General features: G+C 66.7%; 24 protein-coding genes. 10 read left to right on the forward strand and 14 right to left on the reverse strand.

Annotated features, from left to right (window positions below):
- The first annotated feature begins 93 nt into the window (after positions 1-93).
- Genes HPC46_RS00215 through HPC46_RS00230 form a run of 4 tightly spaced genes read left to right on the forward strand, consistent with a single transcriptional unit; the run spans position 94 to position 2924 of the window.
- On the forward strand, positions 94-396 hold the full coding sequence (locus tag HPC46_RS00215) for a DUF3349 domain-containing protein (protein ID WP_179466208.1): 303 nt from the start codon (positions 94-96) through the stop codon (positions 394-396).
- A gap of 50 nt (positions 397-446) precedes the next feature.
- A complete protein-coding gene (gene menE, locus HPC46_RS00220; protein ID WP_218893515.1) occupies positions 447-1616 on the forward strand; it encodes an o-succinylbenzoate--CoA ligase in 1170 nt (389 codons plus the stop codon).
- Positions 1617-1656: 40 nt separating this feature from the next.
- Positions 1657-2526, forward strand: coding sequence for an alpha/beta fold hydrolase (locus HPC46_RS00225; RefSeq protein ID WP_179466209.1), 870 nt, complete (start codon positions 1657-1659; stop codon positions 2524-2526).
- On the forward strand, positions 2523-2924 hold the full coding sequence (locus HPC46_RS00230; RefSeq protein WP_179466210.1) for a TIGR03668 family PPOX class F420-dependent oxidoreductase: 402 nt from the start codon (positions 2523-2525) through the stop codon (positions 2922-2924). Before HPC46_RS00225 ends, HPC46_RS00230 begins: the two co-directional genes overlap by 4 nt.
- Here the strand turns inward: HPC46_RS00230 and HPC46_RS00235 are convergent.
- On the reverse strand, positions 2900-5557 hold the full coding sequence (locus HPC46_RS00235; protein ID WP_325096514.1) for an ATP-binding protein: 2658 nt from the start codon (positions 5555-5557) through the stop codon (positions 2900-2902). The two genes, HPC46_RS00230 and HPC46_RS00235, sit on opposite strands and share 25 nt — an antisense overlap.
- A gap of 76 nt (positions 5558-5633) precedes the next feature.
- Here HPC46_RS00235 and HPC46_RS00240 point away from each other — a divergent pair, with 76 nt between their 5' ends.
- Entirely contained in the window at positions 5634-6989 is a 1356-nt protein-coding gene (locus HPC46_RS00240) for a hypothetical protein (RefSeq protein WP_179466212.1), read from the forward strand.
- Between the two features lie 389 nt (positions 6990-7378).
- Here the strand turns inward: HPC46_RS00240 and HPC46_RS00245 are convergent, their stop codons facing one another.
- The 4 genes from HPC46_RS00245 to HPC46_RS00260 are packed head-to-tail and all read right to left on the reverse strand — an operon-like array spanning position 7379 to position 10470.
- Positions 7379-8500 (reverse strand): molybdopterin-dependent oxidoreductase, encoded by a 1122-nt coding sequence (locus HPC46_RS00245; protein WP_179466512.1) that lies wholly within the window; start codon positions 8498-8500, stop codon positions 7379-7381.
- 8 nt (positions 8501-8508) lie between these two features.
- On the reverse strand, positions 8509-9138 hold the full coding sequence (locus HPC46_RS00250) for a methyltransferase domain-containing protein (RefSeq protein ID WP_179466213.1): 630 nt from the start codon (positions 9136-9138) through the stop codon (positions 8509-8511).
- A 1-nt stretch (position 9139) separates the two neighbouring features.
- Positions 9140-9817, reverse strand: a complete 678-nt coding sequence (locus HPC46_RS00255) for a TIGR04282 family arsenosugar biosynthesis glycosyltransferase (protein WP_179466214.1) — start codon at positions 9815-9817, stop codon at positions 9140-9142.
- Entirely contained in the window at positions 9814-10470 is a 657-nt protein-coding gene (locus HPC46_RS00260) for a glycosyltransferase family 2 protein (protein ID WP_179466215.1), read from the reverse strand. The genes HPC46_RS00255 and HPC46_RS00260 overlap by 4 nt, the downstream gene beginning before the upstream one ends.
- Positions 10471-10564: 94 nt before the next feature.
- Between HPC46_RS00260 and HPC46_RS00265 the strand changes: the two genes are divergently transcribed.
- Genes HPC46_RS00265 through HPC46_RS00275 form a run of 3 tightly spaced genes read left to right on the forward strand, consistent with a single transcriptional unit; the run spans position 10565 to position 12946 of the window.
- Complete coding sequence (locus HPC46_RS00265) at positions 10565-11269, forward strand: response regulator transcription factor (RefSeq protein WP_179466216.1); 705 nt, start codon at positions 10565-10567, stop codon at positions 11267-11269.
- Entirely contained in the window at positions 11256-12278 is a 1023-nt protein-coding gene (locus tag HPC46_RS00270) for a sensor histidine kinase (RefSeq protein WP_179466513.1), read from the forward strand. The genes HPC46_RS00265 and HPC46_RS00270 overlap by 14 nt, the downstream gene beginning before the upstream one ends.
- 47 nt (positions 12279-12325) lie before the next feature.
- Positions 12326-12946: a TIGR03085 family metal-binding protein gene (locus tag HPC46_RS00275; protein WP_179466217.1), complete on the forward strand. Its 621-nt coding sequence runs from the start codon at positions 12326-12328 to the stop codon at positions 12944-12946.
- A gap of 1 nt (position 12947) precedes the next feature.
- Here HPC46_RS00275 and HPC46_RS00280 read toward each other — a convergent pair whose 3' ends face one another.
- The 7 genes from HPC46_RS00280 to HPC46_RS00310 all read right to left on the reverse strand — a co-directional run bounded on the left by HPC46_RS00280 (position 12948) and on the right by HPC46_RS00310 (position 18943).
- Positions 12948-14069 (reverse strand): NAD(P)H-dependent flavin oxidoreductase, encoded by a 1122-nt coding sequence (locus tag HPC46_RS00280; RefSeq protein WP_179466218.1) that lies wholly within the window; start codon positions 14067-14069, stop codon positions 12948-12950.
- Between the two features lie 72 nt (positions 14070-14141).
- On the reverse strand, positions 14142-14675 hold the full coding sequence (gene ahpD / locus HPC46_RS00285; RefSeq protein WP_179466219.1) for an alkyl hydroperoxide reductase AhpD: 534 nt from the start codon (positions 14673-14675) through the stop codon (positions 14142-14144).
- 2 nt (positions 14676-14677) lie between these two features.
- Positions 14678-15265 (reverse strand): peroxiredoxin, encoded by a 588-nt coding sequence (locus tag HPC46_RS00290; protein WP_179466220.1) that lies wholly within the window; start codon positions 15263-15265, stop codon positions 14678-14680.
- Between the two features lie 174 nt (positions 15266-15439).
- Positions 15440-16471: an NAD-dependent epimerase/dehydratase family protein gene (locus tag HPC46_RS00295; protein WP_179466221.1), complete on the reverse strand. Its 1032-nt coding sequence runs from the start codon at positions 16469-16471 to the stop codon at positions 15440-15442.
- Entirely contained in the window at positions 16468-17244 is a 777-nt protein-coding gene (locus HPC46_RS00300; protein WP_179466222.1) for an S-methyl-5'-thioadenosine phosphorylase, read from the reverse strand. The genes HPC46_RS00295 and HPC46_RS00300 overlap by 4 nt, the downstream gene beginning before the upstream one ends.
- 14 nt (positions 17245-17258) lie before the next feature.
- On the reverse strand, positions 17259-17864 hold the full coding sequence (locus tag HPC46_RS00305; protein ID WP_179466223.1) for a MarR family winged helix-turn-helix transcriptional regulator: 606 nt from the start codon (positions 17862-17864) through the stop codon (positions 17259-17261).
- Between the two features lie 8 nt (positions 17865-17872).
- Positions 17873-18943, reverse strand: a complete 1071-nt coding sequence (locus HPC46_RS00310; protein WP_179466224.1) for a hypothetical protein — start codon at positions 18941-18943, stop codon at positions 17873-17875.
- 693 nt (positions 18944-19636) lie between these two features.
- Between HPC46_RS00310 and HPC46_RS00315 the strand changes: the two genes are divergently transcribed.
- Positions 19637-20506 (forward strand): 1,4-dihydroxy-2-naphthoate polyprenyltransferase, encoded by an 870-nt coding sequence (locus tag HPC46_RS00315; RefSeq protein WP_179466225.1) that lies wholly within the window; start codon positions 19637-19639, stop codon positions 20504-20506.
- On the opposite strand, the gene HPC46_RS00320 is transcribed toward HPC46_RS00315, so the two are convergent.
- A complete protein-coding gene (locus tag HPC46_RS00320) occupies positions 20503-20826 on the reverse strand; it encodes a DUF4229 domain-containing protein (RefSeq protein WP_179466226.1) in 324 nt (107 codons plus the stop codon). The genes HPC46_RS00315 and HPC46_RS00320 overlap by 4 nt on opposite strands.
- A 47-nt stretch (positions 20827-20873) precedes the next feature.
- Here HPC46_RS00320 and HPC46_RS00325 point away from each other — a divergent pair, with 47 nt between their 5' ends.
- On the forward strand, positions 20874-21035 hold the full coding sequence (locus tag HPC46_RS00325; RefSeq protein WP_108053062.1) for a hypothetical protein: 162 nt from the start codon (positions 20874-20876) through the stop codon (positions 21033-21035).
- Here the strand turns inward: HPC46_RS00325 and HPC46_RS00330 are convergent.
- On the reverse strand, positions 21032-22171 hold the full coding sequence (locus tag HPC46_RS00330; protein WP_179466227.1) for a MinD/ParA family ATP-binding protein: 1140 nt from the start codon (positions 22169-22171) through the stop codon (positions 21032-21034). The two genes, HPC46_RS00325 and HPC46_RS00330, sit on opposite strands and share 4 nt — an antisense overlap.
- Positions 22172-22208 lie beyond the last annotated feature (37 nt).

Genomic DNA, 22208 nt, shown 5'->3' on the forward strand with positions numbered 1-22208 from the left:
CGGGGGTACAACAGAGGCACGGCATGTTTCTGCCGACTACCATCTGTGTATTCCATTGGGCGTCCACACGCCCTCCGCCAGGGAGATGCCGCGGTGACCAACTTCATCACCAAGATCGTGGCCTGGATCAAAGCGGGTTATCCGGACGGGGTTCCGCATCCCGACCAGGTGCCGCTGTTCGCCCTGCTCCGCAGGCGTTTGAGCGAGGAGGAAGTCATCGCCGTCGCCCACGCACTGCTCGACCGCGGGGACTTCGACCACATCGACATCGGCGTCCTGATCACCGAGATCACCGATGCGTTGCCCACTCCCGAGGACATCGACCGGGTTCACGACAAGCTCGCCGCATTCGGCTGGCCGCTTGACGATCCCAGAGACAGTGAGGACGTCGAATAACCACTCTGCGAGCGCTCGCCATCCCGCCCGGCCCGTCGGCGCACTCACTGATGGCCGCCCTGGCCGGCGTGCTCGACGGACGTGACGCGCCTCTGGTTCCGATCCCCGCCGGTGACTTGCGTGAAAGCGAGTTGCTGACAACGTCTTTGCGGGTCGGCGAGGAGATCGACGACGACGTCGCACTGGTGGTGTCGACGTCGGGAACGACCGGGACGCCCAAGGGCGCGATGCTCACGCCCGCGGCGCTGATCGCCAGCGCGTCGGCCACCCACGACCGTCTCGGTGGACCCGGCACGTGGCTGCTGGCGCTGCCAGCCCACCACATCGCCGGCATCCAGGTGCTGGTGCGCAGCCTGCAGGCCGGAACCATGCCGGTCGAGCTCGATGTCTCCGCGGGGTTCGACCCCGCCGAATTGCCAACGGCTGTCGCACAACTCGGGTCGGGCCGACGCTATACCTCGCTCGTCGCCACCCAGCTCGCCAAGGCGTTGCTCGATCCAGCGGCCACCGCGGCGCTGGGCGAACTCGACGCGGTACTGCTCGGCGGCGGCCCGGCTCCCCGACCCGTTCTGGAGGGGGCGGCGGCCGCCGGTATCGCGGTGGTGCGCACGTACGGCTCGAGTGAGACGGCTGGTGGCTGCGTCTATGACGGTGTGCCGCTGGACGGGGTGACGATCCGGCTCGACGACGGCACCGAGCCCGGCGAGGGGCGCATCGTCATCGGCGGGCCGACACTGGCGCTGGGCTACCGCAACCGGCCAGGCTCAGGCCAATTCGCCGGGCCCAGCGGTGATCCGTTCGCCGAACCCGGCTGGTTCCGTACCGACGACCTCGGCATCCTCGATGAGGCGGGCACCCTGCGGGTTCTCGGGCGGGTCGACGAAGCGATCAGCACCGGCGGGCTCACGGTCATGCCCGCGCCGGTCGAAGCGGTGCTGTCGCGGCATCCGGCAATAGCCGACTGTGCGGTGTTCGGCATCGAAGACGACCGGCTCGGTGAGCGGGTGGTGGCCGCTGTGGTGCTTGTCACCGGCGCGCCCGAGCCCACGCTCGACCACATCAGAGAGCACCTCGAGCAGTCGTTGGACCCGACAGCGGCACCCCGTGAGCTGCACATTGTCGATGAGCTGCCGCGTCGCGGCATCGGCAAGCTGGACCGCCGCGCGCTGCGCGAGCGATTCGCCAACGGCGGTGACCTACCCGGCGGCTACGGCTGGTGAACAATGGTTTGCACCGCCATATAGAGGGGACAGGAATGTCATGGACGAGCTGAAGTATCTCGACCTGCACGGCGAACGGGTTGCGTACCTGGACGAGGGCCAGGGCGAGGTGATCCTGCTGCTGCACGGCATGGCCGGCAGCTCCCAGACCTGGCGCTCGATGTGGCGACCGCTGTCACGCAAGTACCGGGTGATCGCCCCTGACCTACCCGGCCACGGCCGTTCGGCCAAGCCGCGCAGCGACTATTCGCTGGGCGCGTTCGCGGTGTTCCTGCGCGACCTACTCGACGAGCTCGGGGTGGCACACGCGACCGTCGTCGGGCAGTCCCTGGGCGGCGGGGTGGCCATGCAGTTCGTGTACCAGCATCCCGATTACTGCCGCCGACTGATCCTGATGAACAGCGGCGGATTGGGGCAGGACGTCGGCTGGACGCTACGACTGCTGTCGGCACCCGGCGCCGAACTGATCATGCCGATCATCGCGCCCCCACCGGTGTTGAGCGCCGGCGAACGGGTGCGGTCGTTGTTCGGCAAGCTGGGCATCCAGTCGCCGCGCGGCGCGGAGATCTGGAATGCCTACAGTTCGTTCTCCGATGCCGAGACCCGGCAGGCGTTCCTCCGCACGCTGCGCTCGGTGGTGGACTATCGCGGGCAGGCAGTCAGCGCCCTGAACCGGCTGCACGTCGCACACATGCCGACCATGGTCATCTGGGGCGACGAGGACGCCATCATTCCCGTCAAGCACGCGTACGCCGTCCACGAAGTCCGGCCCGACGTCCGGCTCGAAATACTGCCCGGAGTCGGACACTTTCCACAGGTGGAGCGGCCCGCCGAGGTGGTCGACCTGATCGACGACTTCATCGCCACCACGGCCGGCGTGGATATCGAGCAGCCCGCCACCCAGGCGTGAGCACCGCGGCCGACCGCTTCGCGACCGCCGCCGTGGCCAGGCTGGCCACTGTCACACCGGACGGTCCGCCGCATCTGGTGCCGATCGTGTTCGCCGTGGCCGAGGCGTGCGTTTACACCGCGGTGGACGGTAAGCCGAAAACCACCCACCGACTGCGGCGGCTGGCCAACATCGAGGCCAACCCGCGGGTCAGCATCCTGGTCGACCACTACGACGACGACTGGTCGCAGCTGTGGTGGGTGCGGGCCGATGGCGTCGCGACGATTCACCACAACGGTCCGGTGTACGAGCGTGGCCATGAGCTGCTGCGTGCGAAATATCCTCAGTATCAGTATGTTCCGCTCGACGGCCCGGTGATCGCGGTGGACGTCGATCAATGGTCGTCCTGGGGCATCTGAGCCGTGAGCTCAGCCCGTAGGGCGTCGATCTCCCGCGCGACGAAATCAACCATCGCTTGTCGCGTCATCGCCGCTCCCTCGGCCATCAAGGCGTCAACGGTCTCGTCGCCGAGGCTGGCACGTAAATCGGCTACGGTCGTGACGGTCTCGGGCATCGTCATGCTGACAAAGGGGTTGAGCGAAAAGCCCGCGATCAGTCCGGCCGCGGTCGAATGCCCCCATCGGTGGAGAAAGCCGGCAAGGACCGCCAATGAGTTGCAGAGGTTTCCGAAGTTCCCCGCGTCGAGGTAATTCCGGATGACGCCTGCCAGCAACTCCAGCGCCTCCAGCGGTTCGCCCTGACTGACGGTTATCCGCGAAAGGCCGGCTGTCAGATGGGTTTCGAGACCCCGGTTCCCGCTGCGGTGCGCGATCTCGATGCCGCGACGAAGCGCGACCAGCGCACTCGCCGGTTCCGTGATCGCCAGGGCGGTACCCAGCGCCAGCAGTGCATAGGACTCCAGATACGGATTCTGAGCGACTTCAACCGTATCCAGCGCCTCGGTCGCAAGCGCCACCCCGGCGTCGGGATCACCGCCCGCGGCCAGTGCGACCGCCAGCGTGACCCTGTTGATTGCCGTGGCATCCGGGTTGGATTCGAGCCGGCTCCGGCAGTAATCGACAGCCCGGCGAGGCTCGCCGCCGGCCAGGAACGCCGACGCCAGCAGGCCCTCGATTCCAAACGGCATCTCGGCGACCGGGTTGGCGTGTAGTTCGCTCAGTGCGGCGGTTGCGAACTGCACCGCATCACTGCGGCGCCCGAGCATCCAGCACTGCGCAGCCATGGCCAGCAGTGACGCCAGGCGGGGGTGGCCGGCTTCACGCGCGGCGGGAATGAGTTCCTCAGCCCAGCCCAGCGGTTCCAGATTCTCGATCGCGAGGCCCATGAATGCGACAAGCGCAGCGATGGTGATGGCGAGGTCGAGCTGCGACTCATCGCTCGCCCATCGGAACGCGGTTCGCAGATTGGACAATTCGGTACTGAACCAATCGTAGGCGTCACGCTGGCGCGGACTGTTCCAGATCGAGTTGAGCTCGATCGCTTTGCTCGCGAAGTAGGCAGCGTGAGCCGAGCGGACCTCCCCGGCCAGACCGCTGTCGACAAGCCGGTCCTCGGCGAACTGCCGAATCGTCTCGAGCATCGAGTACCTCGTGCGTCCTGAAACCCGTTGTGCGACAACCAACGACTTACGCACGAGCGCATCGAGCAGATCCAGGACCTCGAATTCGTCAGCGGGACCGTCGGCCGCGACGAAGTGCGCACCAGCGAGGTCGAAGCCGCCGGAGAACACCGAGCAGCGTTGCAGTAGATCCTTTTCCGCGGGCTCGAGGAGGTCGAATGACCACGCCACGGTGTGCCGCAAGGTCTGATGGCGTTCCAGTCCGCGGCGCGATCCGACCAGCAGTCGGAACCGTTTGTCGAGGCGATCACGCACCTCGGCGACAGTCATCGACGCCATCCGGGACGCTGCCAACTCGATCGCCAACGGGATTCCGTCGAGGCGCTGACATATCTCCACCGCAGTGAGCGCTTCGTCGGCATCGGCGAACTGGAACCCGGCGACCACAGTGCGGGCGCGGTCGACAAAGAGATCGACCGCCGCGGAATCGATTCCAGCATCGACGTCGAGCGAGGGCACCGCCCACAGATGCTCGTCGGCGGCTCCGAGGCCTTCGCGGCTGGTCGCCAGGATCCGCACCGTCGGGGCGTGGCTCATGATCGTGTCGATCAACTCCGCTGCCGCATCCCGGAGATGCTCGCAGTTGTCGACGATGATCAGCAGCTCTTTGCCCGCCAACGACTCGGCCACACTGTCGGCCACACTTGACCCCGATTGTTGGGTGACACCAAATACCGCTGCCGCCGCGGCAGGGACCGCCGCCGGGTCGGATACCGCGGCCAGCTCCAAAAGCCATATCCCGTCCGGGAACTCATCGCTGAGGTGGCGAGCGACCTCCACCGCCAGGCGCGTCTTCCCCACCCCGCCCACGCCGGTCAGCGTCACCAACCGGCGTGGGCCGATCTCTGTGACGACGTTCGACAGGTCGGTCTCACGCCCGACGAAGGTCGAGACCGGCGGCCGGATGTTGCCGAGGCGCCGGCTCTGTGTCCGCAGTGGTGGAAACTCCGAACGCAGACCGGTTTCACGGACCTGAAACAGACTTATCGGCTCGGGGACGTCCCGCAGCCGCTGCGGCCCGAGATTCGTGAAGTCGAAACCGGTAACCAATCGCACCGTCGAGTCGGCTACCAGGATCTGTCCGCCGTGGCCGGCGGCCATCACTCGGGCTACCCGATTGAGAACCGTTCCGAAATAGTCACCTCCGCGCAGCTCGGCTTCGCCGGTGGCAATACCCATCCGGACCGGGAGCCCGAGCGCGTGCTGGGCTTCGACGGCCGCCAGCACCGCCGACCTCGGCGAACTGAACGCCGCGCATACCCCGTCGCCGGTGTGCTTGAACAGGTATCCCTCGCGCGCGGCGATGGCGTGGCGCAGGACATCGTCGTGCGCGCCCAGCGCGGCCCGCATGGCGTCAGCATCGGACTCCCACCGACGAGTCGAACCCTCGACATCGGTGAACAGAAAAGTCACCACCCCCGAAGGTGTGGCCGCCCCGTCGGACACAGAGGGAGAATGCCACACCCAGGCGCCCGTACGCTGGAGACTTGTGAGCATCGGTCGCAAGGAGGCCATCGCGGTCACCGTCGGCGTGCTGCTGGTGGCCGCGGCCTTCGTGGTTCCGCACCTGCACCTGGGCATCGTCACTCCGCTGATCAACAGCACCCCGGAACAGATCAAGAGCTTCGCCGACGCCGCGCCGATCTTCGGCTGGTGGAATGCCCATGTCGGTTGGGGCACGCTGCCGGCGATCCTGATCGGCGCGGCGGCCGTGGTGTGGGGATCCGCTGTCGCGACACGGCTGTCCTGGCGGACGCTGACGCTGACGGTGTGGGCGACGTCGTTCTCGTGGGCGTTCGCACTGGCGATGATCGACGGCTGGCAGCGCGGCTTCGCCGGCCGGCTCACCGCCCGCCACGAGTATCTACGCCAGGTACCGACGATCACCGACATCCCCGAGGCCGTCCGCACCTTCTCCAGCCGAATCCTGGATTTCCAACCGAATTCGTGGATCACCCACGTCTCCGGCCATCCGCCCGGCGCGCTGCTGACGTTTGTCTGGCTCGACCGGATCGGACTGGGCGGCGGCGCGTGGGCAGGTCTGTGGTGCCTGCTGTTCGGCTCATCTGCCGCGGCGGCGGTGCTCGTCGCCGTTCGCGCCCTGGGCAGCGAGCAGACCGCCCGGCTGGCGGCGCCGTTCGTCGCGGTGGCGCCGACCGCGATCTGGATCGCGGTGTCCGCCGACGGCTACTTCACGGGTGTGGCGGCGTGGGGTATCGCATTGCTGGCCTTGGCGGTCCGCCGAGCCGTTCGCTGGCCGGTCCTGGCCGCCATCGCCGCCGGCCTGGTGCTGGGCTGGGCGATCTTCCTGAACTACGGACTGGCATTGATGGCCATTCCGGCGGTGGCCGTGCTGGTCTGTGCGGCGAACTGGCGCGACGCGGTTCGCACGTTGGTTCCCGCGGTGCTGGGTGCGTGCGCGGTCGCTGGCGTGTTCGCGGTCGCCGGGTTCTGGTGGTTCGACGGCTATATCCTTGTCCAGCAGCGCTATTGGCAGGGCATCGCGCTGAACCGGCCATTCCAGTACTGGAGCTGGGCGAACTTCGCGTCAGTGGTGTGCGCGATCGGGTTGGGAAGTGTCGCCGGGATCGGCCGGGTTTTCGACATCGCCGCGATCAGGCGGCGCTCCGGACTGCACGTGCTCGTGCTGGCCGCGCTGACGGCGATCCTGTTCGCCGATCTGTCGATGTTGTCCAAGGCTGAGACGGAGCGGATCTGGCTACCGTTCGAGGTCTGGCTGACCGCCGCCGGCGCCTTGCTTCCCGTCCGGGCTCAGCGATGGTGGTTGAGCCTCAACGTGATCGGTGCCCTGTTGCTCAACCACGTCATCCTGACGAATTGGTAGCACCCGGTCGCCAACCAGGTAGAGCAGTGCAGCACCCCAGACGACGGCCAGCGCGATCCAGAAACCCGCTTGGTAGTCGCGGTCCAGCACGGTGGGGTTGTCCAGATGCATTCCCGGCTTGTTGTAGACCGGAATCGCCAGCAGCACAAGGACTACCGTCAGCAACCCGGCGACCAATACCGGCGTCCACCACTTGTGCGGGAGCAATCGCCGCCCGGCGAATCCGAGCGCCACACACAGCGGTGCGAACACGGCATCGTGTAGCAGCACACCGATCAGCGCCCACACCACGATGCGGATGATCACCTCGGTGGAGTTGTCCACCACCAGCACCACACCGTAGACACCGAGCGCCACTCCGGCCAGCACGAGGATCACTCTCGTCGCGGTCACGGCACCACCTCGATCCTGGTCAGCCACTTCGTCTGCAGCACACCGGGCCTCGTCGGGGCGATCAGCCGGCACGGATAACCGTGGTCGAGGTCGAGGGTCTGACCGTTGAGTTTCAGAGCGATCAGGGTCTGCGAGTCGCGGGCGTGCCGGGCCGGCAGCACGGTGCGGGAATAGGGCCCAGGAGGCTCCAGCGAGATCATCCGCACATCAGAATCCGACGGCGCACCAACGGTTCTGATCAGGTCCGCCAGCACCACGCCGGTCCAGTCGGCGGTGGCGCTCCAGCCCTCGACGCAGGCGATGGGCAGCCGGTGTGTGGTTTGCGGGAACGCGGCCAGTTCCTCCACGGTGAACGCCTTGGTGGTGGACCCGTTCACCACGGTGAGCCGGTAATCCGGTGAGCGCGCGCTGCCAAGCACCCCCGCGGCAAACGCCGACCGGTTCACGGGAACACCCTGTGGCCCTTGCCCCGAGCGAGGAGCCAACAGGGAGACGCGCCGCAGCCAGGGGACCGTCTGCCCGGCGGTGAGAATCGTGGCAGCGCCGACCGCGAGCCAGGTGGCACCCAGCACCGTGCGCCGGCTGGGACCCGTGCGCGGCAGCTCACCGTTCGGCAGCGCGTCCAGCGGTTCACCCAGCGCTCGGCGGATCACCGGCAATTTCACCCCGATGTGCACCATCACCGCACCGGCGGCCACATAGGACATCGCGTAGTGACTGGTGGTGAAGAAGAACTTGAACGCATACCACTGCGCGATGTTCATGATGCCGGTGGACAGCTGAAAGATCATGGCGCCCACCAGAACCAGGATCGAACCTCGCTCGATCTGACGAGTCAACCCGCCGATGATGGGGCGTTCGAAGAGTTTGGGGTAGACCGACCACAACTTGACCACCAACAGCGGAATCGCGGCGATACCGGTGATCACGTGCAGGCCCTGGGTCAGCTGGTAGAGCCAGACCGGGCGGGTCGGCCAGAAGAACCAGGGCTGCGGGTGCTGGATGAAGTGACTGATCAAACCCGTGACGAAGCAGACGGCCACGGCGATACCGAGGGCGAGCCCGACCCGGGCCGTCACTGCTGTACCACGCAACGTGGCCTTGTTCGGAGCACTCATCTGCGGAGTCACGTCAGCGCGAGTGTAGCGACGACACGCTGGCCGATCTGGTGAATCCCCACCAACGCCAGGCCAACTTCTTGTGCCAGAGCGGCAGCGCAGTCGACACCCACCGAGGCCCACTTGAACCAGGGCCCGATGCTGCGCGAGGACTCCAGGCGCACCCACCTGGTGCGCACCCCGACCGTGTCCGGATCGAATTCGGCCACGCAATGCCCGCCCGCTCGCAACAGCTCGCCGGCGCGCCGAAGAATGCGGCTTGGATCCCCGGCAAGGCCGACATTGCCGTCGGCCAGCAGCACCGTCTGCCAGCGGCCGGTGCCCGGCAAGGGTTCGAACACGTCACGCAACAGAGCAGGAGCGCCACTACGTCGCGCCAGCCGTATCGCCGTCGCCGACTGGTCGACCCCGAGCGCCGGAATCCCACGCTGAACCAGATGGGCCACCAACCGCCCTGGACCGCAACCCAAGTCGATGGTCGGGCCGTCACACAGTGCGACCACGGCAGCGTCGAACACGGTGTCGGCACCATGGCCGCCCAGCCAGCTGTGCACGGGAAGGCGATGCACCCCGCCGTCGTCGTGGCGCAGCCAGCATCGTTCGCCGGTCAGCGCGCGGTCGTACAGTTGTCCCAGCATCTCAAAACCCTTGGGTGACTTGGGCGAACCGGCTCGATGAGAGGCAGGCCGCGCGGACCGGTGAAATGTCGCCGACGGTGTCGACGTCGTGGAGTTCTTCGACAAGGTGCACGGATACGCCTGTGTGCTTCAACGCGGCAAGCGTTACAGCACCGGTGTCAGGCTGCGACATCGGCACATCGCGCAGACATTCGGCAGTCAGCGGGTCGGCAACCCCGAGCACCCACCAGCCACCATCGCGGGCCATCCCGAGCAGGGCCGGCACATCCAGCAGCGTGCGAGCGCAATCGGCGAGCAGATCCGGGCGCACTTGTGGGGTGTCCATCCCGATCTGCAGCACCGGTTGGGACGACGTGACAGCAGCGGCGTCGGCATGCGCATTGGCCAAGCGCTCGGCGAACCCGTCGCCGCGCTGGTCGATCACGGTGAATTCGGCCAGCGCATCTCGGATTCGGCGGGCGCAGCTGGCCTGGTCGAGGTCGCCGGTCATCGCGACGACACGGTGGGCGACCGGGGTCTGCGCCACCGCATCGAGAGTGTCCAGCAAGGCCGCGGCAGCGATATCGGCGGCGACCTGTTCTCCCAACGTCGCCGCAAGTCGGGTCTTGGCGAGTCCGGGAACCGGCGCCTTGGCGACCACCAGCACAGTCACCGGGATCGAGCCGGCCGGCGGTGTCACGAAATCACCTTCCAGAAGTCGACGGCAGCGGTGACGCTTCCTCGCAGCGAGCCGCTCACCTTCGACCTCCCCCCGGTCCGCGGGCCGTACTCGACGTCGACCTCCACCACGCGCCATCCTGCAGCCGCAGCACGGACCAGTAATTCGAGCGGATACCCCGAACGCCGGTCGGCGACACCGAGCGTCAGCAACGCCTCACGGTTGGCCACCCGCATCGGCGCGATGTCGTGCACGGCCAGCCCGTGCCGGCGGCGTAGTCGCCAGCAGACAGCTGCTGTTCCCAACCGTGCATGCCAGGGCCATTTCAGGCCCCGGACGGGTCGGCGGCGGCCGGTCACCATATCGGCGCCGCGCTCCAGTTCGGCGATCAGACGCGGCAAGTCGGCCGGATCCAGCGAACCATCACCGTCGAGCACCGCGACGACAGGCGCTCGGGCGGCGACCACGCCGGCGTGCACCGCCGATCCGTAGCCGGGCCGGCTCTCGCTGACCACCTCGGCACCGTGCCGGCGAGCGACCTCGGCGGTGCCGTCGGTGCTGTTGTTGTCAACGACCAGGGCCTGATAGCCAGTCGGAATGGCGGCGAGCACGGCGGGCAGAGACTCCGCTTCGTTCAGGCATGGCAGCACCACGGTGACCGCACACTCGGGCATAACGCCCAACCTAGCTGCCCGGGCGCGCTCCAGCGCGTGACAAAACAATGACATCGACGCTGGTGACGGCCCCTGTTGGATACGGTGTTGAGCTATGACGGCCAGGGTCCTGATCGCCGACGACGACACCGTCGTGCGTGACGTGGTGCGCCGCTACCTCGAGCGGGACGGCCTGGAGGTCCGGGTTGCCGGCGACGGCGCCGAAGCACTGCGAGTGCTGGGCACCGAGCGAATCGACCTGGCCGTTCTGGACGTCATGATGCCCGGGCCGGACGGCCTGGCCTTGTGCCGAAGCCTGCGCAAGGGCGGCGATTACAGCGTGTCGGTGATCCTGCTGACCGCGCTCGGCGAGGAGGACGACCGTATCGCCGGTCTGGAGGCCGGCGCCGACGACTATCTGACCAAACCGTTCAGCCCGCGCGAGCTGGCGCTGCGGGTTCGTTCGGTGTTGAGGCGAGCGCCCTCACCGGCAGCGGCGCTGCCGCTGGAGATCTCGATGGGTGATCTGTTGGTGGCAACCGCAGCGCGGACCGTGTACGCCGCGGGCAGACCGGTGGGATTGACCAACCGCGAATTCGATCTGCTGATCTTCTTCCTGACACATCCCGACACGGTGTTCTCTCGCGAAGACCTGCTGCAGTTGGTGTGGCGCTGGGAATTCGGCGACTTGTCGACGGTCACCGTGCACGTCAAGCGGTTAAGGTCCAAACTTGGTGAGCACCACCGCCTGCAAACCGTCTGGGGACGTGGGTATCTGTGGCTCGGAGACGACCGTCGGGGTGATCATGCCGCCGAATGACCTCGCCCGGATGGCGATGCTCGCACTGGCCTGTTCCCTGCCCGTTGTTCTGCTCGGCGCGTTGGTGATCCGGCTGGCCCGGTCATGGTCGATGACGGTCACGATGGCGGTGCTGGTGCTGATCCCGACGCTGGCGACACTGACCGGGGTACTGGGTGCCAGTGGGTTCATGATCACCAGCACGTTCGCCTCAATTGCCGTCGTGCTGTTCATCGTGGCGATCGTGACAGTTCCCGCGGCGGTGATGCTATCCCGCTACCAGGCCCGGAGAACAGTGTGGGAAAAAGAGATTCGCGACTCCGAGCGGATGGCCGAACAGTCCCGGCGGCAGCTGGTGGCATTCGTCAGCCATGACCTGCGCACCCCGCTGGCCGGGATCCGGGCACTCGCCGAGGCCATCGCGGACGGGGTGGTCGTCAACGGCGAAGTGCGGGTGCAGGCCAAGAACATCGAGCACGAATCGATCCGGCTCTCCGAGATGGTCGATGACCTGTTCGAGATGTCGAAGATCAACGCCGGTGCAGTACAAGCCCCTTACGAGAAGGTGGCGCTCGACGAGGTGGTCGATGATGTGATTGCCGCGCACAGGATCGCCGCCGAACGCGCCGGCGTGAACTTGGCCGCATCAGTGCCTGCCGAACCTGTTCGGGTGATGGGCAGTGACCGCGCCCTGGTACGGGTGCTGTCCAATCTGGTGGCCAACGCGATCGCGCATACACCGTCGGGCGGGACGGTGACACTGGCGCTCGGGACGGATGCCGAGGCAGCGTGGGCGCGGGTGGACGATACCGGGGTCGGGATCGACGAGGCCGACCTGCCGCGGGTCTTCGACGTGGCCTACCGTGGCTCGAATAGTCGTGTTCCGCGCGAGGATTCGTCGCTCCCGAGCGGGTCAGGGCTGGGATTGGCGATCGCGGCGGGTTTGGTGCAGGCCCACCGGGGCACACTGTCGGCGCACAACACCGAACATGGCGCACGGTTCGAGGTCCGGCTGCCGCACTCGGATTGATCATCGGTAGCCTCGACCGAGTTGGTGGTGTCTGAAGGGAGATTGACATGTCGGTGGCCCAACGCGAACGCGCTGCCCTGATCGCCGCCCTGCGTGAAGTCGGGCCCGACGCACCGACTCTGTGCGCCGGCTGGGATGCCCGAGATCTGGCCGCGCACTTGATGGTTCGCGAGTATCGGGTGGACGCCGCACCGGGCATCCTCATCCCCCGCTTCGCCGGGCACACCGCGCGTGTCCAGGACGACGTGGCCGAACACACCGACTGGGACGTTCTGGTGGACAAGGTGGCGGCGGGGCCACCGCTCTATTCGCCGCTCAAGCTTGTCGATTCGGTGGCCAATGTTGCCGAGATGTTCATCCACCACGAGGACATTCGCCGGGCCCAGCCGAACTGGGAACCACGGACGCTGGACGCCGACCTGGCCGGCAGGCTTCGCCGCACCCTCGGCATGATGGGCCGGCTCACCCTGGCGAAGATGCCCGCCCGGGTGCAGTTGCGCACACCCGACGGCGAGACGTTACTGGTCGCCGGGCGCGGCCCGGCCGTGACGGTGACCGGTGCCCCCCAGGAATTGCTGCTGTTCGCTACCGGGCGGCTGGCCCAGGTCGACTTCAGCGGTGATGCCGCGGCGGTCAAGGCCGTGCAGGACGCCCCCAAGGGGCTGTAGATCAGTCGAGCGAGCGGCTCAACCGCTCGGCAGCGGCGAGGTAGTCCTCGATGAACTCCAAGACCACTTCACGGGCGGGCTTGACCTTGTTCATCATGCCCACGCCCTGGCCGACGAAGTAGGTCGCCAGCGCCTGCGCCCCGGGATGACCGCCCTCGGCCAGCTTGTCGATCCGGCGCAGGACCGGTTCGGCGATCATGGACTGCAAAGGCAACGGAAGCGGCTGCCGACCGCCCTCATGGGGCGCCCACGCATCGGTCCAATCCGAAACCAGTTGCCGTGACGGCTTTCCGGTGCGTCCCGCCGACCGGACGGTATCGCGCGACGTCGCGGCCAAGAACTTCTGCACGGTGTGCGGAGCGGTCTCGGCCTCCTCGGTGGTCAGCCACACCGATCCCGTCCACGCGCCGGCGGCACCGAGCGCCACCGATGCGGCCATCTGCCGACCGGTCACGATCCCGCCTGCCGCCAGCACGGGTACTTCGCGAATCGGTTTGATCGCCTCGATCACCTCGGGAATGAGTACCAGCGTCGTCACCTCACCACAGTGCCCGCCGGCCTCGGTGCCCTGCGCGACGATCAGGTCCACACCCGCGTTGACCTGTTTGATGGCGTGTTCCTTGGCGCCGACGAGGGCGGCAACCGGAATGCCGGTCTGCTTGCCGGCCTCGATCATGTAGTCGGGCGGAACACCAAGTGCGTTGGCCATCAACTTGATCGGATGATCGAGCGCGACTTCGAGCAGGCTCGCGCCGGTGTCCCCGCTCAGCGACGACGCGGCCACCCGCGGTTGGTCGCTGATGTCGATATCGTGTGCGGCCAGCAGCTCGTCGATGAAACCGCGGAAGTCGTCCGGGATGCGCTCGGCGAGCTGACCGAACGACAGGTTCTCACCCTTGCCCTCGAACTTCGCCGGCACGATGATGTCGACACCGTAAGGCTTGCCCTTCACCTGCTCGTCGATCCAGCTGAGCTCCTGGTCGAGCTGATCGGGGGTGAATGCGGTGCCGCCCAGCACGCCGAAGCCGCCGGCGTTGGTCACCGCAGCGACGACGTCGCGGCAGTGGCTGAAGGCGAACAAGGGGAACTCGATGCCGAACTGGTCGCAGATCTCGGTCTTCACCAGCCCAGTATGCGCCCGGCCTCCTTCCCGACCAACCACCGGGTTGGGAAGGGGCCGAACACCTGGATCCGGTCAGGCGGTGGCCAGCGCCTCCGTCGCGACGAGCGCCTGCGCGACCCCGGACACGATCGCCGCCAGCCGGATGGCCTCGAAGATCACCGTCCGCGACACCTCGGCGTCCCGGAGCTCCTTTTCGTGAGCGGCCAGACACTGATCGCATCCGTTGATCGCCGACACCGCGAGTGACCACAGCTCGAAATCTGCTTTGGCTACACCGGGATTGGCGATGATGTTCATCCGCAGACCAGCCCGCAGGTCGTCATAACGACCGTCGAGCTGGTGGCGGGTGCGGTAGAACACATTGTTCATCCCCATGACGGCGGCAGCACCCAGGGCGGCGTGATAGGCCTCCTCCGACAACACGTCCAGGGCGTCCTCGGAGACCTCGCGCAGCAGCCGTTCGGATTTGGTCGCCGCGGCAGTGGCCACCAGCGCGCCCCACAACTGCTGTTCGGTCAGCTCGGTCGAGCGGGCGATACTGCCCAGATTGAGCTTGAGATCCTTGGCGTACTCGGGCAAGGCCTCCTTGATGGCGTCGATGCTCACGGTCAGACCGCCTCGGCCAGAAGCTCGCCGGCGTCGATCGTCGGGTCGCCTTTCTTCCAGTTGCAGGCGCACAGCTCGTCGGACTGCAACGCATCGAGGACCCGCAGTACCTCTTCGACGTTGCGGCCGACCGAACCTGCTGTGACGGATACGAACTGGATCTCGTTGTTGGGATCGACGATGAAGGTCGCGCGATCGGCAACGCCGTCGGCGTTGAGCACGCCCGTCGCCAAACACAGCTCGCGCTTGAGATCCGAGACCATCGGGAACGGCAGCTTCTTGAGATCCTCGTGCTGGGCCCGCCACTGGAAGTGCACGAACTCGTTGTCGACCGACACCCCGAGAACCTGCGCGTCGCGGTCGGAGAACTCGTCATTGAGCTTGCCGAACGCAGCGATCTCAGTCGGGCACACGAACGTGAAGTCCTTGGGCCAGAAGAAGACAATGCGCCATTTACCCGGGGCGTCCGAGCTCGTCACCTGGATGAAATAGTCGTCGGGCTGCTTGGCATCGACCTTGGACAAGTCACCGCCGACCACTGCCTTCAGGTCGTAGTCCGGGAACTGATCACCGATCGTCAATAGAGCCATGGTTGTCACCACTTCCTCGAATATCTAAATTGGAACCATTCCAGATTCTGCCAGGCGAAGCGCAGTTTGGTCAGGCCCCGGCGCCGGAAGGTGACCATTGTCACCAGTTCCGAGGATCGGCGTCACAACATTCAAATACACACGGGGCGAACGTATTTAGGAATGTGGCGCGGCTCACGCACGCAGTGGGGCGGACGCGAAGTCCCGCAACCCGTCATCCGGGTCGATTGCGGACCGGAAGCCAAGAATCCGTTCAGCCCGAGCCGGGTCGGCGACGATGTGGCGGACGTCGCCGCTGCGGTATTGGCCCGTGACCACCGGCGCGGCTCCGCCGCGGGCCTCGCTGAGCCGCGCGGCCACCGTCATGATCGAGATCGGCCGGCCCGAGCAGACGTTTGCGGCCAGGAAACCGCCTTCCTCCGAACCGATCGCCGCGACATTGGCGGCCGCGACGTCGTCGACGTGGACGAAATCGCGCATCTGCCCGCCGTCCTCGTAAACCCTTGGTGGTTCGCCTTTTTCGAGTGACGACCGAAATATCGCGGCCACTCCCGAGTACGGGGTGTCACGTGGCATACCTGGGCCGTACACGTTGTGATAACGCAGCGCGACGACCGAGCCACCAGTCGACTCGGACCACGCCAGCGCGTAGTGCTCCTGGGCGACCTTGCTGGCGGCGTACAGACTCCGCGGGCGCAGCGGTGCATCCTCACCGACCAGTTGCCAGGACAGTTCCTCCCCGCCGACCGGGCAGCGGTGCTCGAACAGGCCGGCGTCCAGATCGGAGCGGGTGCGCGGCGCCGGATCGACCGCGCCGTGCACCGGACACCGGTATCCGCCCTGGCCGTACACGACCATCGACGACGCCAGCACCAACCGATGTACCCCGGCGGAGAACATCTGCGCCAACAGCACGGCGGTGCCGTGGTCGTTGTGCGATGCGTAGGACGGCGCGTCGGCGGCGTTGACCCCCGCACCGACGACCGCGGCCTGATGACAAACAGCATCGACTCCGGAAAGCAAGCGCCCCAATGCATCCGCGTCACGCACATCGACCCGATGACAGCCATCGGGCAACACGCCACCGGGGCCGTGGGCGGCGTCGAGCATGACGTCGACCGCGACCACCTCGTGGCCCTCGGCCAGCAGGGCAGCCTGCACGCGGCTTCCGATGAACCCGGCAGCGCCGGTCAGCAGCACCTTCACGGCAGGTCGAAGGGCAACTCGACACCCTCGTGCGCAAGGCAATGCGTACACACGCGGTCCGAGGGCACCTGATCGATCGCTTCGTGTACCAGCTTCTTGAACGGCGCCATGTTCTTCTCGAACTCCGCGAAGACATCGACCGCGCGCACGCCGGCGCCGACATCGATGCCTGCATCCAGATCTGTCACCAATGCGATTGCGGCATAACACATTTCCAGTTCACGAGCCAAGACCGCCTCGGGATACCCGGTCATGTTGATCAGGGCGAACCCCTCACGTGCGAACCACTGACTCTCGGCACGGGTGGAGAACCGCGGACCCTGCACCACCACCATGGTGCCGCCGTCGACAACCCCGGGCAGATCAACGGCCGCCGCGCGCAGCGCCGGGCAGTACGGGTCGGCAAAGCCGACGTGGATTCCGCCGGAGTCGAAATACGTGTCGTCGCGGCCACGGGTTCTGTCGACCAACTGATCGGGCACGACGACCGCACCGGGACCCAGGTCCGGCGTGAGGCTGCCCACCGCGCACGGCCCGAAAACCCGCCGGACACCAATGGCGCGGAGCGCCCACATATTGGCCCGATACGGCACGGTATGCGGCGAGAATTCGTGGCTCAGGCCGTGCCGCGGCAGGAAGGCTACTTCGTGCCGGCCTACCCGACCGACAGTGATCGGCCCGCTCGGCTCGCCATAGGGAGTGTCCAGGTTCAGGCTGCGCGCGTCGGAGCCGAAGAAGGTATAGAAGCCGCTGCCGCCGATGACTCCGAGCATTCGACCATTGTGGGCTATCCCCGATTGCGCTGGCTATCCGGCGCGTCGGGCGCCACTTCAGCCGCCTTCAATCTGACGCTGATCCGCCGGCACCCGTCACCGAGGGCGATCATCTGCCGTCTGCTCAGTTCATCCAGAAAGTGGGCGCGCACCAACCGGGAATAGGTTTCGAGCGCGGCCGCGATGAGCCTGTCGCCCTCTCTGGTGATCATCGCCAGCACCCGCCTCCCGTCAGCACTGCTCGTCTCCCGGCGGGCCAACCGGCGTCGCTCGAGGCGTTGGATCTGTTGGGTCAAGGCGCTGGGGGTCACCATCAGCATGTCGGCGAGGGTGCCCATCTGGCTGGGACCGCTGCTCTTCAGATGCGACAACAGCTGGACGTCGGCCAGGCTCAACTTGTGCTGTTGCAGCAGACCACGGTTGACGACCGACTGCAGCGCCAGGGCCACCGACTCGAAATGCAGCCACGCACTCGCTTCGAGGTCGTCGAACCCGAGGCTCAGGTACCTTTGGTGTGCGGACCGAAAACCGTTGCCCGCGTTCGGTTGCCATTCAAGCCGCGGCAGCGGGTCCGCCACCCATTGGGCAGAGGACCCGCCATCCGCATCGTCGTGATGCATCCAGTGGCCTACGAGGCTGCGTTACCACCGCGGTGCGGTCGAGCACTCTTGGCACCGGTCGACGTCTTGGCGCCCGTGGACTTCTTGGCACCAGCGGCAGCGCGATCGGCCTTCGTCGCCTTCTTGCCGGTCGCTCGCGGACCCGTGGTCCTCGCCGATCCGGCAGTGCCCGACTTCGCCGCGGCCGCCTCAGCGCCGGCGGTGGGCTTGGCGACCTTTGCGGCACCGGTGGGAGCCGGAGCGCCGATCGCGGTGGCGATCGTCTGCGGAATCGTCACCAGCAGCGAGTACATGATGCCCTGGTTGAAGCCGCTGCTGTCGGGCGGAGTGAGAAGGCCCGGGTACAGCGTCCCGTCCGTCGTCGTGTAGCCGTTGATGATCGCGGTGGCGAGGTTCGGCCCGAGGTCGAAGACCGCCTGGGCGGCCGCCGAGTAGTCCTTGTCGTTGAGGGCGTCGACGAATGCCTGCGCGGTGTCGCCCGTCGCGCGGATCACGCCACCGATGGGCCCGACGACACCGAGAACCAGATTGAGCAGTGTCCCAAGACCGGTGGCTGCCTGCACCGCCGCGTTGAGGTTGGTGGTGATCTGTCCGGGGATAGCGACAACCGGGAAGAACGGCAGTCCGACGTTCAGGACGATGCCCAGGACCGCATCGCTCAGCGTGGCACCCGCCGCGGCCGGCTCCCCGTCACGAAGCTGTTGGAACGCGGTCTGGAGAGCCTGCGGAAACGTCGTCGTGAAGTAGTCGATTGCCGCCTTTGCCCCATCCCCGAGCGCGGTCGCGACAATCTGGCCGTAGCCGATCCAGTTCGACGCCGTCTGACGAAGGACGGGTGCGGGGTCGGCGAGCCACGCTGAGCCAAGGACACCCGCGTTTGTTACGGCCTGGGTGAAGACATCCACCCACGGCGCGATGGGGTTGGGCAGCGCGGCGAGTTCGACTGCGACGTTCGAAACGGCAGCGGGGACATTGACTTCCGGCAACGACAACGCGACCGAACCGACTGGCTGTATCGGTGACAACGCGATGGCACTGGCTCCGACCAGCGCTACGCCAGTCGCAACGGTTGAACGCACAGCTATGTGCATGTTTACTCCCGTCAAGGCAATCACTTGGACGCGGCAAACGCTAACTGAGTGAAAGCTGAGAATTGTATGCATTCACCGAAGTGCTTACGGGTCCGTCAGGGGCGCACCGCGCCGCGCAATCGCCACCGTTCAGAGACATGCAGGTAAGGGCAGTCAAACCCCACCGATGGCAAACAATGTCGTCCCGCTAAATTACTTTAGAGTAGCAACAAGTCAACGGCAGAATGAAACTTGTTATCGGGAACTATTTTATTAACTGAACACTTTCGACAACGTGTCACCACCCGACTATTACTACCCGTTATGCGGATCACGATGGTTTGCTGAATCCGCACATTGCTGACATGCCGTCGTATGCTTCCGGCGTCGCCGGTCACCCGATCGTGGCTATCGAATCAACTAGGCGATGGGCAAAGGCGAGTACACCCGTTGAGGTGTTTTCAGCAGCGGTCGGCGCGGCCCGGATCGGGACAGACACCACGCCTGGCTAATGAATGCAAAAGTGCGGACAAGACCCGGCAGCTACACCCGGTTCACCACCGCCCCGTGCGGTCAGCAAATACCCGTTCGCCACGATGTCGGCACGCAGATCGCTGCTCGGCCAACGAATACGCGGGGGAAATCGCCACCCCCGCGACAGCCGCCCGAGACCCGCCCGAGGTGCGTGGGACGATTGCTGGCATGGCGAGCATCGCGCAATGGGTCGAGGGGGCCAGGCCCAGAACTCTGCCCAACGCGATCGCGCCGGTGATCGCGGGCACCGGCGCGGCAGCGTGGTTGCACGGTGCCGTGTGGTGGAAGGCCCTGCTGGCCCTTGCCGTTTCGGTCGCGCTCATCGTCGGCGTTAACTTCGCCAACGACTACTCCGATGGCATCCGCGGCACCGACGACGAGCGTGCGGGACCGCTGCGCCTGGTCGGCTCCAAAGTGGCGACCCCGCGTGCGGTGCTGACTGCCGCGATCGTCAGCCTTGCGGTGGGAGCACTCGCCGGTCTGGCGCTGGCCATCGTCAGTGCCCCGTGGCTGATCGCGGTCGGCGTGGTCTGTATCGCCGGCGCGTGGCTCTACACCGGCGGCTCGCGGCCCTACGGCTACGCCGGCTTCGGCGAGGTGGCCGTGTTCGTGTTCTTCGGGCTCGTCGCCGTCCTGGGCACGCAGTACACCCAGGCGCTGCGAGTGGACTGGGTCGGCCTGGCCTTGGCCGTCGCGACGGGTGCGCTGTCGTCGGCCGTGCTGGTCGCCAACAATCTGCGCGACATCCCGACCGATCGGGTGGCAGGAAAGCTGACCCTGGCGGTCCGTCTCGGCGACCGCCGCACCCGGGTGTTCTACCAGTCCCTGCTCGGGCTGGCCGGCGTGCTGACGTTGGTCCTGATGCTCGCCACACCGTGGTGCGCGGTCGGGTTGGTCGCGGCGCCGCTGGCGGTGCGCGCGGCGGGCCCGGTGCGTCGCGGCCTCGGCGGCCGCGAGCTCATCCCGGTGCTGCGCGACACCGGCCTGACCATGCTGGTCTGGTCCGTCGCGGTGACGTCGGCCCTGGTGTTCGGCTAGTCGGACGGCTTTTTTCCGCGCAGCCGCGCCTGCAGCTGTTCGCGGTCGCGGCGGCGGCGTTCGTCGACCAGTGCGATGCTCGCGGTGGCGCGCTTGCGCAACGGGGCGAGAACCCAGATTCCGAGCGGCAGGGCGATCACGATCGCGAACAACAGAGCCACGATGAGCGGGAATTCGCGGATCCCGATCAGCTGCGCGATGTAGTAGATCGCTGCGGTGAGGGCGACCACCAAAGCGATCCGCGCGGCGGTATAGATGAGGACGTCGCGCGCCAAGCGAGCGGCCGATCCTGAGATCTGGTTGTCCGAATTGTCCGACACGGCGCCGAGCCTACCGACGCGCGTATATTCGGACAAAGGAGGTTTACGTGCTGTACCTGCTCTTAGTCCTGATCATCGCCGCCGCGGTCTATGTCGGCTGGCGTGCGATCCGGGCCCAGTCGAACCGGACGAAGACCAGGGTGGTCGGCCCCGACGACGATCCGGACTTCCTGTGGCGGCTGAGCCACGGAGACAACAACCCGCGCTAGCCGAACCGCTCGCTGGTGTCAGCGGCGGGGAATCCGTCGGCCACCACCGCGGCCAGGTGGACGAGAGCCTCTCGAGTCTTCGGCTTCAGCCGGTCGAGTTCGACCTCCGCCCCCTCCTCGAGATGCGGGTCGAACGGTACGACACACACCGCGCGGCAGCGCCGGGAGAAGTGGTCGACCACCTTCTGCAGGTCGACCTTGCCGGTGCCCGGCCGCACCGCATTGACCACGCACACCGACCGCCGCACCAAGTCCTCGTGGCCGTGCGCATCCAGCCAGTCCAGCGTCGCCGACGCGCTACGGGCACCGTCCACCGAACCAGAACTGACCACGATCAGGGTGTCGGCGTGCTCGAGCACCGAGGCCATCGCCGAGTGCAGCAGGCCGGGCCCGCAGTCGGTGAGTACCAGGCTGTAATAGCGCTCCAGCACTGCCAGCGCCCGGTCGTAGTCGTCGGCGCTGAACGCCTCGGAGACCGTCGGATCATTTTCCGACGCCAGCACCTCGAGCCGGCTCGGACCCTGCGACGTGTAGCTGCGGACGTCGCTGTAGCGCTCGATTCCGTCGGCGTCGCGTAACAGGTGACGGACGGTGGCCGGGGTCTCCAGCGGCACCTTCTGGCTCAGGGTGCCCCGGTCGGGGTTGGCGTCCACCGCCACCACCCGATCCCCACGGATCGTCGCGAACGTGCCACCCAAGGTGGCCGTGATCGTCGTCTTGCCGACACCGCCCTTCAGCGACAGCAAGGCGATCTTGTAGCACCCCGGCAGCGGACGGTTCACCTGCGCAGTGAGGTTGTGCTGGCGGGCGGCGCGCGGGCCGTCACCGAGGTTGATCAGCTTGCCCGACGCCACATACAGCCACCGACGCCAGCCGCCCGACGGCGGCGGCTTGACCTGCCGCAGCAGCGCACGGGTCGACAGGTCCGGGTACGGCGTCGGCGGCACTTCGGGCCGGTACGACGGCGGGTGCTCAGCGACATACTGGTTGAACAGCGGAGCTGGAGCCAGCAACGGATCCATCGGGATGCCGATGGGCGGCGTCGAGGCCAGCCAGTCCGGTTCGGGTTCCTGCGTCGCCGCCGCAGGATCGGTGAACCGCTGCTCTGTGCGGAACACCGTTGTCGCATCAGTCAATTCGTGACCCCGACGGGGTGCAGGATTGGACACGGGC

This window comes from Mycolicibacterium vinylchloridicum (genome assembly GCF_013404075.1).
Taxonomy (GTDB): domain Bacteria; phylum Actinomycetota; class Actinomycetes; order Mycobacteriales; family Mycobacteriaceae; genus Mycobacterium; species Mycobacterium vinylchloridicum.

What these genes read in the sequence shown, in the direction of transcription:
- menE (WP_218893515.1), top strand. Translation starts at nt 447, where the DNA reads ATGGCCGCCCTGGCCGGCGTGCTCGACGGACGTGACGCGCCTCTGGTT.
- HPC46_RS00225 (WP_179466209.1), top strand. Translation starts at nt 1,657, where the DNA reads ATGGACGAGCTGAAGTATCTCGACCTGCACGGCGAACGGGTTGCGTAC.
- HPC46_RS00245 (WP_179466512.1), bottom strand. Translation starts at nt 8,500, where the DNA reads ATGAGTGCTCCGAACAAGGCCACGTTGCGTGGTACAGCAGTGACGGCC.
- HPC46_RS00250 (WP_179466213.1), bottom strand. Translation starts at nt 9,138, where the DNA reads ATGCTGGGACAACTGTACGACCGCGCGCTGACCGGCGAACGATGCTGG.
- HPC46_RS00260 (WP_179466215.1), bottom strand. Translation starts at nt 10,470, where the DNA reads ATGCCCGAGTGTGCGGTCACCGTGGTGCTGCCATGCCTGAACGAAGCG.
- HPC46_RS00265 (WP_179466216.1), top strand. Translation starts at nt 10,565, where the DNA reads ATGACGGCCAGGGTCCTGATCGCCGACGACGACACCGTCGTGCGTGAC.
- HPC46_RS00270 (WP_179466513.1), top strand. Translation starts at nt 11,256, where the DNA reads ATGCCGCCGAATGACCTCGCCCGGATGGCGATGCTCGCACTGGCCTGT.
- HPC46_RS00275 (WP_179466217.1), top strand. Translation starts at nt 12,326, where the DNA reads ATGTCGGTGGCCCAACGCGAACGCGCTGCCCTGATCGCCGCCCTGCGT.
- HPC46_RS00290 (WP_179466220.1), bottom strand. Translation starts at nt 15,265, where the DNA reads ATGGCTCTATTGACGATCGGTGATCAGTTCCCGGACTACGACCTGAAG.
- HPC46_RS00300 (WP_179466222.1), bottom strand. Translation starts at nt 17,244, where the DNA reads ATGCTCGGAGTCATCGGCGGCAGCGGCTTCTATACCTTCTTCGGCTCC.
- HPC46_RS00305 (WP_179466223.1), bottom strand. Translation starts at nt 17,864, where the DNA reads ATGCATCACGACGATGCGGATGGCGGGTCCTCTGCCCAATGGGTGGCG.
- HPC46_RS00315 (WP_179466225.1), top strand. Translation starts at nt 19,637, where the DNA reads ATGGCGAGCATCGCGCAATGGGTCGAGGGGGCCAGGCCCAGAACTCTG.